The 14,239-nt window shown below is 61.2% G+C and carries 13 protein-coding genes and 1 pseudogene; 7 read left to right on the top strand and 7 right to left on the bottom strand.

Annotated elements, in window-relative coordinates:
* Positions 1-37: 37 nt before the first annotated feature.
* Positions 38-1,018, top strand: coding sequence for a winged helix-turn-helix domain-containing protein (locus H4V95_RS01315; protein WP_209728324.1), 981 nt, complete (start codon positions 38-40; stop codon positions 1,016-1,018).
* Positions 1,019-1,038: 20 nt separating this feature from the next.
* Here H4V95_RS01315 and H4V95_RS18575 read toward each other — a convergent pair whose 3' ends face one another.
* The 4 genes from H4V95_RS18575 to H4V95_RS01300 form a co-directional block, all read right to left on the bottom strand.
* Entirely contained in the window at positions 1,039-1,167 is a 129-nt protein-coding gene (locus H4V95_RS18575) for a hypothetical protein (protein WP_281064511.1), read from the bottom strand.
* Between the two features lie 199 nt (positions 1,168-1,366).
* Entirely contained in the window at positions 1,367-1,924 is a 558-nt protein-coding gene (locus H4V95_RS01310) for a GNAT family N-acetyltransferase (protein WP_209728322.1), read from the bottom strand.
* A gap of 238 nt (positions 1,925-2,162) precedes the next feature.
* Complete coding sequence (locus H4V95_RS01305; RefSeq protein ID WP_209728320.1) at positions 2,163-3,008, bottom strand: glycoside hydrolase family 16 protein; 846 nt, start codon at positions 3,006-3,008, stop codon at positions 2,163-2,165.
* Positions 3,009-3,699: 691 nt separating this feature from the next.
* Positions 3,700-4,929 carry a beta-ketoacyl synthase gene (locus H4V95_RS01300; RefSeq protein ID WP_209728318.1) on the bottom strand — a complete coding sequence of 410 codons (1,230 nt, stop codon included), beginning with the start codon at positions 4,927-4,929 and terminating at the stop codon, positions 3,700-3,702.
* A gap of 77 nt (positions 4,930-5,006) precedes the next feature.
* On the opposite strand from H4V95_RS01300, the gene H4V95_RS01295 reads away from it, so the two are divergent.
* The 3 genes from H4V95_RS01295 (at position 5,007) to H4V95_RS18145 (ending at position 7,164) form a co-directional block, all read left to right on the top strand.
* Positions 5,007-5,651, top strand: a complete 645-nt coding sequence (locus H4V95_RS01295; protein WP_209728316.1) for a TetR/AcrR family transcriptional regulator C-terminal domain-containing protein — start codon at positions 5,007-5,009, stop codon at positions 5,649-5,651.
* Positions 5,652-6,260: 609 nt separating this feature from the next.
* Positions 6,261-6,812, top strand: a complete 552-nt coding sequence (locus H4V95_RS01290; protein ID WP_245345522.1) for a transposase — start codon at positions 6,261-6,263, stop codon at positions 6,810-6,812.
* Complete coding sequence (locus tag H4V95_RS18145; protein ID WP_395939777.1) at positions 6,790-7,164, top strand: transposase; 375 nt, start codon at positions 6,790-6,792, stop codon at positions 7,162-7,164. Before H4V95_RS01290 ends, H4V95_RS18145 begins: the two co-directional genes overlap by 23 nt.
* Before the next feature lie 28 nt (positions 7,165-7,192).
* Here H4V95_RS18145 and H4V95_RS01285 read toward each other — a convergent pair whose 3' ends face one another.
* Entirely contained in the window at positions 7,193-7,639 is a 447-nt protein-coding gene (locus tag H4V95_RS01285; protein WP_209728314.1) for a hypothetical protein, read from the bottom strand.
* 435 nt (positions 7,640-8,074) lie between these two features.
* Entirely contained in the window at positions 8,075-8,668 is a 594-nt protein-coding gene (locus tag H4V95_RS01280) for a recombinase family protein (protein ID WP_312883906.1), read from the bottom strand.
* A 1,146-nt stretch (positions 8,669-9,814) separates the two neighbouring features.
* Here H4V95_RS01280 and H4V95_RS01275 point away from each other — a divergent pair.
* Positions 9,815-11,081: pseudogene (locus H4V95_RS01275) on the top strand (IS110 family transposase).
* Positions 11,082-11,370: 289 nt separating this feature from the next.
* On the opposite strand, the gene H4V95_RS01270 reads toward H4V95_RS01275, so the two are convergent.
* Positions 11,371-12,767, bottom strand: a protein-coding gene (locus H4V95_RS01270; protein ID WP_209728238.1) for an IS3 family transposase whose coding sequence is annotated in 2 segments (ribosomal slippage) — positions 11,371-12,416 and positions 12,416-12,767 — 1,398 coding nt in all. Because the reading frame shifts where the segments join, the coding sequence is not laid out codon by codon here.
* A gap of 194 nt (positions 12,768-12,961) precedes the next feature.
* Between H4V95_RS01270 and tatA the strand changes: the two genes are divergently transcribed.
* Positions 12,962-13,297 (top strand): Sec-independent protein translocase subunit TatA, encoded by a 336-nt coding sequence (gene tatA, locus H4V95_RS01265; protein ID WP_209728312.1) that lies wholly within the window; start codon positions 12,962-12,964, stop codon positions 13,295-13,297.
* A 48-nt stretch (positions 13,298-13,345) separates the two neighbouring features.
* Positions 13,346-14,131, top strand: coding sequence for a twin-arginine translocase subunit TatC (gene tatC, locus H4V95_RS01260; RefSeq protein ID WP_209728310.1), 786 nt, complete (start codon positions 13,346-13,348; stop codon positions 14,129-14,131).
* Positions 14,132-14,239: the final 108 nt, after the last annotated feature.

Below are 14,239 nucleotides of genomic sequence, written 5' to 3'. Positions count from 1 at the left end.
CTGGGCCTTCCCCCACATTGGAGTAGCGTTACGCTACATGTTGGAGTACACCCTCGCCGAGTCGGACCTCGGAGACGTGCGGTTTAGTGTTTCCCCCCTGTGCCAGATGAGCCTGTCCCTGCGGTCCTTGAAGGACCCGGCGCGTTATCCGCTGCAGCTGCCATGGCTGCAGCGCATTGAGGCGCGCCGCTCCGGCCTGGACCTGGAGATACTGCTCGCCCTGACTAATGACCGGCTGTGGACACCGGATCTGCTCACCCCGCGCCCCAGCTCCCCGTTGACACGGATCGAGGACGAACTCGATGGCCTGGCGCGTGCTGATCCCGGCCGCTTCGTGCACCAGCTCAGCGCACTGCACGGAATCGTCCCGGCGGTTTTGCGAGGCGCCTCGGGCAAGGTGCTCGAACGCTCCGTCGATGCCCTTAATGCCTACTGGGAGTCGTGTTTCCGGCCGGACTGGCTTCGGATGCGCACCCTTCTTGAGTCGGACATCGCCTACCGGGGCCGGCAGATCGCTCAGGCCGGGCTGGCCAGCACGATGAACGGCATCTCACTGAGCATGAAGGTCGCAGGCAACGCCGTTTCCCTGCAGCTGCGCCACTCATCGGATAACTCCCAGCCGGTCGCAGGACGGGGCATCACCTTGGTGCCGACGATGTTTACGACACTGGCCTGCGCGCCGAACGACCGGCGCGAGCCACCGATGATCCTGTATGCGGCCCGGGGACAGGGCGGGATGTGGCAGCCCGAGCGCATTGCCTCCGATGCAGGCGCCATTGAACTTCTCGGGGTAACCCGCGCGGGGCTTCTCACGGCGCTGAAGGAGCCGGCATCCCCGACCGAACTGGGTATCCGCTTTGGTGTGACGGCTTCGGCCGTGAACCAGCATCTGCGCGCCCTGAGGATCGGCCGGCTCGTCACCTCAACGCGGCACGGGCGTAGTGTCCTGTATGCCCGCAGCGAGCTCGGCTCAGCCCTGTTGGGTGCGCCGAGCACCGGGCAGGGCCAGGTGCCCTGATCACGTTCATGGAGCCGGGGTCAGTTCAGGCCCTGCTCTGCGGGGAGGTCGTAGGAGGACATGCTGCGCATCGCCGCTGACCTTGGTTGAAGCGGGAGTGCGGTCCTTACCGAGGTGACGTCCACGTCGGCGCGGGTTCGCCATTTCACGCCTTGGATGACCTCCCTTTCTGCGGGCGTAGGCCGATCGCCTCGGGGGTTGCTCTTTCCCACCGCGGAGCCGGACATGTCCCGGCTTTGCGCACGAACGTGGGCGAGGTGCTGGTCGACGGCAGCGGTCTTCTGTGGTGAGTCTGCGGCACTGGTGGCCGATGACGACGATGCGCGCCGATGCTTGGCGCTTCTCAATTCACACCGAACGCTTGGCCCCCGGCCATTCTTTGGCGAGTAATGACCATACCTGCATGTCGTGGAACACTCCGCTGTTGAGCCATGCCTCGCGTAGGACGCCTTCAAGTGTCATCCCGAGTCGGGCCGCCACGGCTGAGCTTCTGGTGTTGTCGGCCCGGCATCGCCATTCCGCCCGGTGGAGGCCACGCACCTCGAAAGCCCAGCGGAGCAGTTCACGACAGGCCGAAGTGATGTAACCGTGTCCTTCCGCGCCGGGTTCGAGCCAGCATCCGATTTCGCAGGTCCCGGCTGCCGCATTGAATTCGACGAACATGACCCCTCCCACCAGGCGACCTCGGGACCAGATCCCGAAAATGCGGTCGCCGTCGATTGCCGCACTCTCGGCGTATCGGGTGAGGGTTGCGCGGGCACCATCCACATCATTGGGGATAAATGACGAGCCGACCCATGGACGGATGTGCTCGAGGGCGCGCCCCATGTGCTGAGCGAACTCCTCGGACTGCCAGGGTTCGAGGGAACGCAGTTCAGTATTGGGAGAGAGAGTCGCGGTCAGCATGAGTCAGATCCTAAGAGGCATATCGTTGAAGTTGGGATTGGAATCGGCGCGTCGGGAACTTCCCCGGCTTTTGTCGGCTCGGGGTCATAGGCCGCGGTGAGCGCGGTCCGGTTCAATGTTTCATGTTCGATGGGCCTCAGCGTTCCCAGCCGTCGTTGGGCCGGCACCGGTGATATATCCGCCCAATCAACGCCGCAGTTGCCAGCTGAGGGTGCGCATGGAGCCCCGGGGTGCCGTGTCATCTTTCGGGAGCCGCGGCTGCCGTGGATGCGCGTCGGTAGCCGCGGACCCAGTCGATAAGGAATTTCTTGGGATAGGTGGAAGGCGGTCCGCTCTCGAATTCGTACACGTTCAGCATGAGCTGCATGGGGTAATTCGGGGACTGCTGGACGTGGGCAACGAACTGGTCATCGAAGTAGAAACTGACTCCTTCCGGAGTCCAGTCGGCACTGTAGGTGTGGAATTCGGTGACATCGGCAGCCAGCTGAATTTTCAGGAACTCATCCTGCAGGAGCGGGTCTCCGAAGGGGTGTATCCCGAGTCCGGTTGTTGCGGTGTCTGCGCCTATGTCGGAACCGAAAATCTCGAAAATGCATATTTCTGCAGATCGTTCAGGGAGGTCCTCGAAGCCGATCATCCACAGAGCCACCATGTTCGTGGGATCGGCGATGGCAGCAACGCGGGCTTCGACGAGTCCGTAGTGAGGCGTGTACAGGCGCTGCTCCCTCTGGGCCTCGGACACGGTGAGTCCCTGCATGAACTTGTGCTGGCCGATGGTGCTCCCCAGCGGCCCGGAGTAGACCCCGGTCTGAAAGTTGGAAACCCGCAGCTCGCCGTTGTGTTCTGGTGACCATGGCGGCTGGTCCTCGTCGATCATGAGAGCCAGCGCTCCCGGTTCGAACTGGTACCTGGCCCGTGCGATTTCGGTATTGCTCCACTGCGGGAGATAGCTCGGTATCCACTTGCCGCTGTCCAGCTCAGGCCCCTCAAAATCGTCGCTGAACTCCAGAACGTAGTGGCTGCGGTCCAGCCGCTGGCCTGCGGTGTTTTCATCCTTGGCTGTGCGATCACTGTCGTCACTCATTTGAAAGCTTTCCTTTCTCCGGGTTTGCGCGGATCCCCGTCCCTCGGTGATCGGGTGTCGGCGCCGGCTGGGCACATGACCGGGCCGTCGTGATCCCCCCCGGAGACCAGCCCGGGACCACTACCGTGCCGCGATCTACGGCCGGCAGGATTGTCGTGTGGAGCTGCAGCGGACTCCCCTTTCCAACAAGTCAGGCCCACGACCGGGGTAACCGCCAGGTGTCCAAACCCGGCCAATCCAGAGCCACTGGATGGACCGGCCCCGTGGGCCAGCACCGGTTCGAGGAATTCCCGGCCATCGGGCCGGACAGCCTGCTGGGCAGGCGCATCTTCGCTAATCCTCACACAGCACCGGTCGGGACACGGGCTGATGCGTCGGCGAAAACAACGACGCGCAACTCGTTCCTCTGCAGGAGACCGGGCCGGGCCGGGAGGTCCATGACGTCCAGGGGAGTTCGGCGGATAGGCAGGGTTCGGGATGATGATCACTTCACTCGTCCACTCCTCCCCCCCCTACCTCAGGATGCCGGCGCCGGGGTGAACCCGACTCCGTTCACCGCCACCGCTCTCGTCACCGCCGCGGGGCTGCGACGGGTTTCCGAAAATGCACTGGACCCATCCGGACCCCCCCCCCACAGAGAATGACCCCTAATGGGTTCAGCTGCAATTGGGGCCGTTAAATGTCCCGGCGGTTAGTGCTTGCTGAACACCAGGCACACGTTCTGGCCGCCAAAACCGAATGAGTTCGAGACGACCACGTTCTGCGTGCCGTGACGCGGTGCGGTGACAACGTCCAGCCCTATCTCGGGGTCGATGTTTTCGTCGTGGAGATTGCGTGTCGGTGGGATAACGCCCTGCTGGATGCTTCGGACCGCCAGGATGGCTTCGACGGCTCCGGCGGCTCCAAAGAGGTGGCCCAGGGAAGCCTTGGGCGCGGTCACCACTGCATTGTCACCAAACACAGTCCTGATGGCCTTTGCTTCCGAAAGGTCACCGACAGTCGTCCCGGTGGCATGCGCGTTGATGTGCCCTACGTCTGCTGTGCTCAGGCCCGTGTCCCTCAGAGCTTTATGGATGGCGTTGATTTGACCGGCCCCGTCCTCCGCGGGCGCAGTCATATGGAATGCGTCGGAGGCGATACCCACTCCCCGGAGGACTGCATGGATGGCAGCGCCGCGGGCTTTGGCATGCTGGGCGCTTTCCAGCACCAGGATGCCGGCACCTTCGCCCAGAACGAACCCGTCGCGGTCCGCCGCGAAGGGACGCGATGCTGAGCCCGGCTCGGAGGTACGCGTTGATAGTGCCCGGGTCTGGAGGAACGCTGCGACGGTAATCGGAGTGATTGCGGCCTCCGTGCCGCCGGCGATGACGACGTCGGCTTCGCCGGAACGAATCAGCCGGGTTGCCTGGACCAGCGCTTCGGCTCCCGAGGAACACGCCGAGACGGGCGTATACGAACCTGCCTTGGCGCCATAGCGGATACTCACTGCCGCAGCCGGACCGTTGGGCATCAACATCGGCACCGTTCGTGGTGAGACCCGGCGCTGGCCCCGGCGCTCAAGAACATCGTCCTCCTGGAGCAGGGTTCCGATTCCTCCCACACCAGTTCCGACGACCACGGCCAGCCGGGTGCCGTCCACCTCGGGGCTGCCGGCATCTGCCCAAGCCTCCGCCGCCGCAACCATGGCAGCTTGTTGAACGCGGTCGAGCCGCTTGGCCTCCACGGGGCTAAGGGAGGTTGCCGGATCTACCGCCATTGGAGCGGCGATGGTCGTTGAAAGCCCGCTGCCTTGCAGGAAGTCCATGCCGACGTCCCGGATCCCGGAACCTCCGGCCAGGAGCGACTGCCACGTCGCGCCAACGTTCCCACCAAGGGGGGTAGAGGCCCCCAGCCCAGTCACCACAATCTCTGTCGCATCCATCGCACTCACTCCATTCCGCCGATTTTCTTGTATGCCATACAAGATAACCGATTAGTTGTATCGGATACAATTTTTGGATGGAAGATGAACTTAACAAGAGGCGTCGCGCGGACGGCCCCTCTCAGGCGCGTGGACATTCGACCCGGCGAAGGATCCTGGACAGCGCAGAGCGGCTCTTCCTCGCTAGCCCAGCAGGTGGTGTCAGCGTGGCGGCTATTGCTGCAGCCGCTGATGCGTTTCCTTCCCAGGTGACCTACTATTTCGGCTCAAAGGACTCTCTCTTTATCCACGCAGCGTTTCTGGCCCTGCTCCACGACGCCAAGCGCGTTGAGGCCGTCGGGCTCGCCGCGCTGAGTCCGTCATCATTCCGCCGTGCCATGGCCCGAACCGTGCTGATCCTGCCCTCAATGCCGCTTGTTGTCCGCGCCTTGGCAGTCGGAACCTCACGTCCGGACCTTGCACCGGTCGTTGACCAGCATCTGAACGTCCTATTCCGTCAATCCGAGCGGTACCTCACCCGTTTGCTGCGGCAGCGGCATTGGCAGATCCAGCGTCCCCTGCCGGTCGAAACCAGAACCTTTTGGAGCACAGCGTTCGGAGCGGCACTCTTTTCGCAGGCTGGAGTCGCAGGGAACAGCAACGATCTCGATCTTGCGGGCACCCTGACCGTCAGAAGTGGTGATTTATCAGTTCGCGCCATAGATCCCGGCGAGAAGTTTTAAACACGTGGGAGGAAGCCGGTTGGGCCAGCAGTGTCATATGCGCTGTTATCTGCGGTTGCCTTTTTCCAAATGCAGGTTCTTGCAGCTATTGTCCAGTTCGCGACACTTACTTCCTGAAGTACGTCACCCTGCGTCCGAGGTTTATGGGTGAGACAACAGGAATGATGGTGGTTCGGCGGCTATCCGGACAAGCCGACTGGTCAAGAACTCGCTGGCCTAACCGTTTCTCCAATGGGTGCTGATAAATAGATCTCATTTATCCGTGCTGACAAACGACGGCTGCGGGCGAACATAAGCCCTTGAATAGTGGCAGAGAAATCCTCAATCGCTGCGCACATCCAATCGAGTGCGTCGCGGTCCTCCTTTTCGAACCCAGGGTTTTGGCCTACTTTTACGATCGCCGCTGCGGCAGCATCTAGGCGGTCCGCCACAGATTGAAGAGTGCCTGGGTAGGGGTCATGGTTTTCGTCCTGCGGCATGCGGGTGCCTTTCCTAGTCCGAACGCATCGATGGTTTGCCGCTCTGCTGAGTGCGCAATAAGGGGACTGTAAGAAAAACGGTGTGTGAGGGCCCGGCCTGATCCGAGAGGAGACGGCAGTGGACTACTTCATGACTAACAGAACAGAGGCGATCATCGATCCTGTGACGGGAGAGATCATCGATCAGAAGGATCTTGCCGAACGGCTGCTCGCCCAGGCAAAGGAACAGTGCCTGAACCTCGTTGGGCCCTGTTGGCTGCTGAACCAGCTCACGAAGAACGTCCTGGAGACGGAGCTGACCGAGCACCTCGGGCATGAACACGGACAGGCACCGGTCGCGGCAAACATGCGCAACGGCACGAGATCGAAGACGGCACTGACCGATATCGGTCTGATTGAGATCGAGGTGCCACAGGACCGTGAAGGGTCGTTCGAGCCGGTGATCGCGCCCAAACGGAAAGGACGCCTGGACGGGATCGATCAGATCGTACTCCCCCTGTCCGCACGCAAACTGACGATCGGGGAAATCGCTGCGCACTTCGAAAACGTCGACGGGACCAAGGTCTTCAAAGACGCCATCAGCCGGATCACAGCGAAGAGTCGTCGGGGAGCTGGCCGAGTGGTCCTCACTACCACTAAACCCGCTCCACCCCGTCCTGTTGTTCGTCGACGCGATCGTTAGTGAGTGTGTCAAGGTCCGCGACGGGCAGGTGCGCAACACCCCATTTTATGTCGTCATGGGCGTCACCACGAACGGAGAACACGACATGCTCGGCATATGGGACGGCGACAGAGGTGAACGCGCGAGGTTCTGGCTGCGGGTCTTCTCCGAGCTGAAGAACTGCGGCGTCGAGGACGTCTTGATCGCCGTCGACGTGCTCAAGGGCCTGCCGGAAGCGATCACAACAACGTGGCAACACACCGTCGTGCAGCAGTGCATCGTGCACCTGATCCGCAACTCGCCGGAATCAAAGGCTTGGAGGTCTCGTTCCTCAGACCAACAGTCCCCTTCGGCGAGGTTAGATGGAAACTAAACCTTCAGCAGTCCCATAAGTCCTGTTCTCAGTATTGGGATCTCTTGGCGCTGCTCGTCTGCTCCCGTATCGCCAAGGTCGCCAGGATCGCCAGTGGCAGCACAGAGATAATGACAACAATGGTGAGCTGTGGGTTGCTTGCCCCAACAAGCGGTGCAATCACAGAGGCGACAGCTGTCACGCCGGCGGCGGCGAAGAGCAGGCACGGGACAAGGGGCTTACGAGACCTGGGCGTTGCCAGAATCATGATGCCGAAAATGAGCATTCCCAGAGCAGCCACAGCCATGATAGCGCCGAGGTAGGTGACGGAGAAAGCGATCCCGACCGAAACGCTCAGGAGCAGGGATATGAGTCCGACCCATAGTGAGGTGAGCACCGAGACGATGCCGACGGCGACACGGAGGCCGGAGACCTTTTTGGGAGGGCTGGGCAGCAAGTCGCGGGAAGCCCATGGGTCGGGTTGCAGCGGTGACATCACGGGAGCTCCTCAGAGTGGCACTGGCGGATGTTCTCATTCTGCCAGCACTGCGCCCTTTCAAATCGGAAACCAGAACAGCTTTCGTAGGCGCACACCCTGCCATCACAAGCGATCCAAGCTTTTCCAAAATAGGCAGAATCCCCGCTTACATCGCTACCAAAAACTCTTTACGTCCATTCAACTTAGCTTCGGCTTCCGCCTGTTACCTTGACCTCTCACCTGCACTACTTTAGTTTCTGGACCCCTAAATCTGCTTCGAAGCTGCCTTGACTCCACGATGGGCACGAGAGCCGCCGTAACGGCACCGACTAGACCAACCCAAACAGCTCCCAACGCAACCCAAGAAGTTAGTCATCAACTAAACAACGCGGGAAGCCCCTCCGAATGCCAACGCAGAACACCACCCGATCACCCCAAGCACACTGTGTCGCATCACTCCGCCCGGTCAGCCGCCAGTCCGAGGTAACGGTACACCGTGGCCCGGCTGGCGCCGATGATCTTCCCGATATCCGCCGGCGCCAGCCCCTGGGCCTTCAGCTCGTGCGCGCGTCGAACCTTGGCATGATCCGCGGTGACTTCCCGGCGTCCGGCCTTCCGCCCGTGCTCCGCGGCGATCGCCATGCCCGCCCTGGTCCGCTCGGCGAGCTGGTCTCGCTCGAGCTGCGCGAACGCCGACATCACCGTCAGCATCGCCCGCCCCATCGGACCGGTCGTGCTGATGCCCTCGGTCACGCTCCGGAAGTGCACTTTCCGGTGTTCCAGGTCATCGATGAGGGCCAGCAGGTTCCGGGTGTTGCGCCCCAACCGGTCCAGCTTCCACACCACCACCTCATCCCCCGCCCGGAGATGATCCAGGAGCTTGTCCAGCTCGGGCCGGCTCGCACGCGTCCCGCTCACCCCGTGGTCGGTAAAAATCCGTGTGCACCCTGCCGCTTTCAGTGCGGCGTGCTGTAAGTCGGCGTTCTGCTCCAGCGTGCTGACCCTGGCATACCCGATACTTCCCATCCCGACATCTCCCGCACTCATCAAAGGCCTTCTTCTCCTTTGCTGAGAATACTTGATGTGAGACACATTGCTGGGACACGCCGCGGCCACCCGCTCCCCGCCGATGCTGGAGCTAGCCGATCCGGGGTCAGACCCTGTCGGCGGCCCGGTCAAAGGATCCTTTGCTGATATGGCCAGAAGGCGACATGTCCGAAGTCAGACAGTCCCTACACCGGCAACCATGTACCGACCGCGGTGCGTTGACCGGTTGAAACCACCATCCCTTCAGCCACCCCGCTCAGCTAACCAAAAGGGTTTTCCGTCGTAGTCCAAGAGACCTAGCTTTCCAGTGGCCGACTGCTGCGCCTCCTGCCCACATGTGCACGGCAAAAGCTCCCCCACGCTCCGCTGCTTTTCCCGCACACACCTGGACATCAGGAATCAAAAACCCGCCTGCACACACCCACCTGAGTCACCGACACGAAAAAGCTCACTCAAGCAAACGGCGGACGTGCACACCCTCCTTCACGCCGTACCCCCAACGACAAGACCTCAGGATCAAATAGGACCAATAGTGGCAATAGAAACAGACACCGCAGCACCGGAGAAGCGGGCCCAGGCTCTTGGCGGGTCATCCACCTGTGGTCGGGTGGAGCCCAAAGGACAGAGCTCAAAGCCGTCCACCTGCGGATGAAACGCCACAACGATTCACGATCGAAACCACGAACGAGCATCGAAGGCATGCTGCTGTAACCGGGAACGCTCCAATTCGACCTGTCGCGTTGGGGTGTACCCCAAAGCGACGCCGTGGGGCAGGGTGAGGAGTCAACCAATTCTTAGCGATGGCCGACCCGCGAACGCCCGTCGACTCATCGACTCATCGAGCATGCCTCTCTGATTGATCAGGTGCTGCACCCCGCCGATGACTCGGCCCTCAGCTCCTGTAACATAGCTTCGATACTTTCCCAGACACAACACCTGAACATGAACGCCCCCGTTACCTTTCTTATAGCCCCTAAACGAGCAAGAATCGGGGTTGCTGGCCTGTCGGTCCTGGCATGATTGAGTCCCCCAGTCGAATGTATGATCCGGGGGGTGTTGTCACCGGGGTTCGATAGGCGCCAGAGGATCGCTAATGGGGACCGGACCAGCTGCAGACACCATCGTGGTAGGTCGGCCGTAACGTGGATGCCGAGCTCTGGGGCCGCAGGACAGACCAGCACGGTCTCATTGGGTTTCACCTCTGGAGGTAGTAGTGATTAAGGATCACGAACTCGTCGATGTGTTTATCGGCGTCGATGTCGGTAAGTCCAACCACCACGCGGTGGCGTTGGACAGGAACGGCAAGAAACTGCTCGATAAGGCACTGCCGCAAGACGAGGCGAAACTGCGGGCGATCATCGACAGTCTCACCAAGCACGGCACGCTTTTACTCGTCGTGGACCAGCCGGCCACCATCGGTGCACTGCCGGTCGCTGTGGCGCAGGCCGCCGGTATCCTCGTCGGTTACCTGCCGGGCCTGGCGATGCGCCGCATCGCTGACCTGCACCCCGGTGAGGCCAAGACGGATGCCCGAGACGCTTACATCATTGCTGAGGCCGCCCGGAGCATGCCGCACACGCTGCGCTCGATTGCCGTCGCCGATGAACAGGCCGCAGAGCTGTCAATGCTCTGCGGTTTCGACGACGACCTGGCCAAGCAGGCCACCGCCGCCTCGAACCGGATCCGCGGGCTCCTCACGCAGATCCACCCGGCCCTGGAACGGGCCATCGGCCCGCACCTGGACCACCCCGTAATGGCCGAACTGCTGCGGAAATACCCTGCCCCTGAGGCTCTGCGCCGGGCTGGCCAGAGCCGGGTCGCCGCGTTCATGGCCAAGTCCGCGCCGCGGGCCGGCAGGCGCTGGGCAGAAGAGATCTTCACCGCTCTGGGTGAGCAGAGCGTAGTCGTGGCCGGCACTGGCGCCGCCGGCGTCGTGTTGCCCCAACTCGCCGCGCAGCTGACCCAACTACGCACCTCTCGTGCCGAGGTTCTGACCCAGGTTGAAGCCATCGTGGAGGCCCACCCTCTTCACGAACTCCTGACGTCCCTACCGGCGGTCGGCGTCAGGACGGCAGCACGGATCATTACCGAGGTTGCAGGCAAGGAATTCAAGACCGCCGGGCATCTGGGATCCTACGCCGGACTCGCGCCGGTGACGTGGCGATCCGGTACCTCGATCCGAGGAGACCACTCCTCAAAAAAGGGCAACAAGATCCTCAAACGGGCGTTCTTCCTCTCCGCATTCGCGGCCCTGAAAGACCCCGTCTCACGGGCGTACTACGACCGCAAACGAGCCCAAGGCAAACGGCATAATCAGGCCCTGATCGCCCTCGCCAGACGCCGCTGCGATGTACTGTTCGCGATGCTGCGCGACGGAGTGCTATACGAGGCACCCGCAGTCAAAGCCGCCTAAACAACCAGCCCAGCAGCCGGCCGACCACGCGCCACCGGCCACTCCCTCCTGCCCAAAAACCCGGCAAACCCCAATCTCCGAAAACCACCCAACCAGCTTGACAAAGAACATAGGGACACCCCCCCACGAAATTTGCTGTCCGAAATCAGCGCGGCAGCTCACTATTGATTAGGAGAAGGGCGAGTTGATCATCTCTTCAGGAGGGCAATTCAGCAAGGACTACGGGGCCGGTTTACTTGAGGTAGCGGGGCGGAGCGGAAGTTGTCAAGGTGAATGGGGCCAGTGGGAGTTAGGCGGCTGCTTCTGTCTGGGTTTCCTGGGATGGTTTGTTGATCCATGCCGCGCCGGGGACGGTGAGTATTTTTGGGTCCGTTTCGGTGCTGAATCGTTCGGGATTCTTCTGCCGTGCGGCGGCCAAAGTGATGGAGCGTTCGGTGGCCTTCGTCGCGGCAAGACCGTAGTGGACGTCTGCCGGGGTGTTTAGTCCGATTCCGGTATGGCGGTGGCTGTGGTTGTATCCTTCGACAAAAGTCGCCATGAAGGCCCTCGCATCGGCCAGGGAGCCGAATCGTTCAGGGAACACGGGAGCGAATTTCAAGGTCTTGAACCACGCCTCGCTGTAGGGGTTGTCATTGGATACGCGGGGCCTGGAGTGTGACCTGGTGACTTCCAGATCGGAGAGCAGTACAGCTACGGTCTTGGACGTCATAGAAGTCCCGCGGTCCGCGTGCACGATTTCCGGGATGCCGTGGATACCGAAGATTTCCTTCATCATCTCCACCGCCAACTCCCCGGATTCGTGGGCATGGACGTATGCGCCCACGATGTAGCGGGAGTAAATATCGAGCATCACGTAGGCATCGAAGTACTTACCCCTGACCGGGCCGGCAAGCTTGGTAATGTCCCAGCTGTAGACCTGCCCGGGGCCAGCCGCTGTCAATTCCGGAACGGTCCTGGGCGGATGGCGTGCCTGCCGGCGGCGCTCTTTGACCTGCTTATTCTCAGTCAATATCCGGTAGATCGTTGAGATTGAGCACAGGTAGGTCCCCTCGTCCAGCAGCTGCGCGTAGATCTGGACCGGGGCTAGATCCACGAAGCGGGCAGAGTTCACGGCAGCGAGGATACCGGCGCGTTCGTCCGGGTCGAGCTTGTTTGCCGGGACAGACACGGGCATCGGCCCGGCCTGCGGGATCCGCGGGCTGCGGGTTGCGGTCGCCCGCGGTATCCCGGCCAAGACCGCCGCTTCCCGCGTGGGGATATGCGCACCTGTGAGTTCGGCATAAACCCCCATCAGGGTTTCCTGTACCACTGCTGCTGCTCCTCGCTTTCGGAGATTTCCTCCAAAAGCTGCCGTGCTTTTCCCATGATGTCCAACGCTGCCCGAGTCCGTGCCAGCGTGCGTTCATTCACCTCCAGTTGCCGGCGTAGACGGGCGATTTCGGCCTGCTCAGCGGTAAGCTTGCCGATCTTCTCCCCGGGCTTCCTACCCTCGAGCACACCTGCATCACGGAGTTTGCGCCACTCAGTGATCTGGGAGGAATAGATGCCCTCACGACGAAGGTACGCCCCGCCTCCGGAGCCATCGTCACAGGCCTGTTGGTAAGCGGCCAGATGGGCTAGTTTCTGCGCCGGGGTAAACGACCTTCGAGGCCTTGGACCGCCGGCACGAGGGCCAGAATTACTCATGGACCCATCTTCCCGCACCCGGGAAATTGTGGAGATAGACATTGGTTCTGATCCTGATTCTCGCCCTACGAATTAGACGGACTTGCTATGAGCCACTGGCCTCAACTCACCCTGACACGTAGGGGAGTGCGTTGTCAGGGTGGTGTTTGTGGTGATGACCTACACTGGGTGAACTGACGAGAGGATTTGTGGTTATGAGGCTTGAAGGCTGGCATTTGATCATTATTATTGTGATTGCTGTTTTGTTGTTCGGGGCGCCGAAACTCCCTGGGTTGGCGCGTAGCGTCGGGCAGTCTCTGCGGATCTTCAAATCGGAAATGAAGCAGATGAAAGATGACGGCAGCGACGCCGACGACGATAGTAAGCCTTCCCCTCCTCCGGCGCAGGTTATTGACTCATCCGTCACTAATCCCTCGGCCCGGGCTGCGGATACCGCACCCCCGGTAGATACCCACCGGACGGCCACCCCCGAGGGCGGACAAGGATCTGAGAGTGCTACGCCGCCCAGTACGTCATCGCGTCCTCTGTAGGGGTTTTTAGTGCGCAGGGGTGGGCGTAGATCCAACCCCGAGGGGAAGATGGCGCTTGGGGAACATCTAAAAGAAGCACGCAACAGGTTGTTCATCGGCGCTATCGCGGTGTTCGTTGGAACGGTCGCGGGCTTCTTCATCTATGAACCGGTCCTTGAAGAGTTATCCCGCCCCATCCAGGATCTGAATGCGCGCGAGGGTCGCAGTGCGGCCTTGAACTTTGACGGTGTCGCTTCGCCTTTTGACCTCATGATCCAGGTTTCCGTGTTTCTGGGTATCGTCTTATCGAGCCCCGTGTGGTTGTACCAGCTGTGGGCGTTCATCACCCCGAGTCTGAAAACGAAAGAACGCCGCGTCGCGGTGTCGTTCATCGCTGTGGCCGTGCCGTTGTTCTTTTCAGGGATCTTCCTGGCATGGCTGATCCTGCCTAATGCGGTACGGGTATTGACGGACTTCACCCCCGGCGGTTTTTCTAACATCATCACGGTGACCGTGTTTATCACGTTCCTGCTGCGGCTGATGCTCGCCTTCGGCATCGCGTTCCTTTTGCCGGTGGTGCTGGTGGGTTTGAACCTGGTGGGTGTCGTCTCCGGGCGGCAGATCCTTAAGGGGTGGCGGATCACCATTTTTATGGTGTGTCTGTTCGCTGCGATGGCGGCCCCGGGGGCTGACGCGATGAGTATGTTCTACCTTGCGGCGCCCATGCTGTTGTTGTTCTTTATCGCTATCGGGTTGTGCTTACTCAACGATAAACGGCGAGCCAGGAAAAATAAGGCACAGCAAGAACATCTCGAGTCCACAGCCGATCAGGCGTCAGTCATCGACGGGGTGTAGACACCTCGACCATCATGCCCAAAACAGTCACCACCTTTCCTGCCACACGAATAGCCCACACGCGCAGAACCACGGCGGAACCGTGAACAAATACCGGTTGGTGTGAGT

Source organism: Arthrobacter sp. CAN_C5, from assembly GCF_017875735.1.
Taxonomy (GTDB): domain Bacteria; phylum Actinomycetota; class Actinomycetes; order Actinomycetales; family Micrococcaceae; genus Arthrobacter_D.
This window is presented reverse-complemented; position numbering and strand designations above follow the sequence as displayed.

Coding starts and splice junctions, on each gene's coding strand:
- H4V95_RS01315 (WP_209728324.1), top strand. CDS start 38: ATGTTGGAGTACACCCTCGCCGAGTCGGACCTCGGAGACGTGCGGTTT.
- H4V95_RS01310 (WP_209728322.1), bottom strand. CDS start 1,924: ATGCTGACCGCGACTCTCTCTCCCAATACTGAACTGCGTTCCCTCGAA.
- H4V95_RS01305 (WP_209728320.1), bottom strand. CDS start 3,008: ATGAGTGACGACAGTGATCGCACAGCCAAGGATGAAAACACCGCAGGC.
- H4V95_RS01300 (WP_209728318.1), bottom strand. CDS start 4,929: ATGGATGCGACAGAGATTGTGGTGACTGGGCTGGGGGCCTCTACCCCC.
- H4V95_RS01295 (WP_209728316.1), top strand. CDS start 5,007: ATGGAAGATGAACTTAACAAGAGGCGTCGCGCGGACGGCCCCTCTCAG.
- H4V95_RS01290 (WP_245345522.1), top strand. CDS start 6,261: ATGACTAACAGAACAGAGGCGATCATCGATCCTGTGACGGGAGAGATC.
- H4V95_RS01285 (WP_209728314.1), bottom strand. CDS start 7,639: ATGTCACCGCTGCAACCCGACCCATGGGCTTCCCGCGACTTGCTGCCC.
- H4V95_RS01280 (WP_312883906.1), bottom strand. CDS start 8,668: ATGAGTGCGGGAGATGTCGGGATGGGAAGTATCGGGTATGCCAGGGTC.
- tatA (WP_209728312.1), top strand. CDS start 12,962: ATGAGGCTTGAAGGCTGGCATTTGATCATTATTATTGTGATTGCTGTT.
- tatC (WP_209728310.1), top strand. CDS start 13,346: ATGGCGCTTGGGGAACATCTAAAAGAAGCACGCAACAGGTTGTTCATC.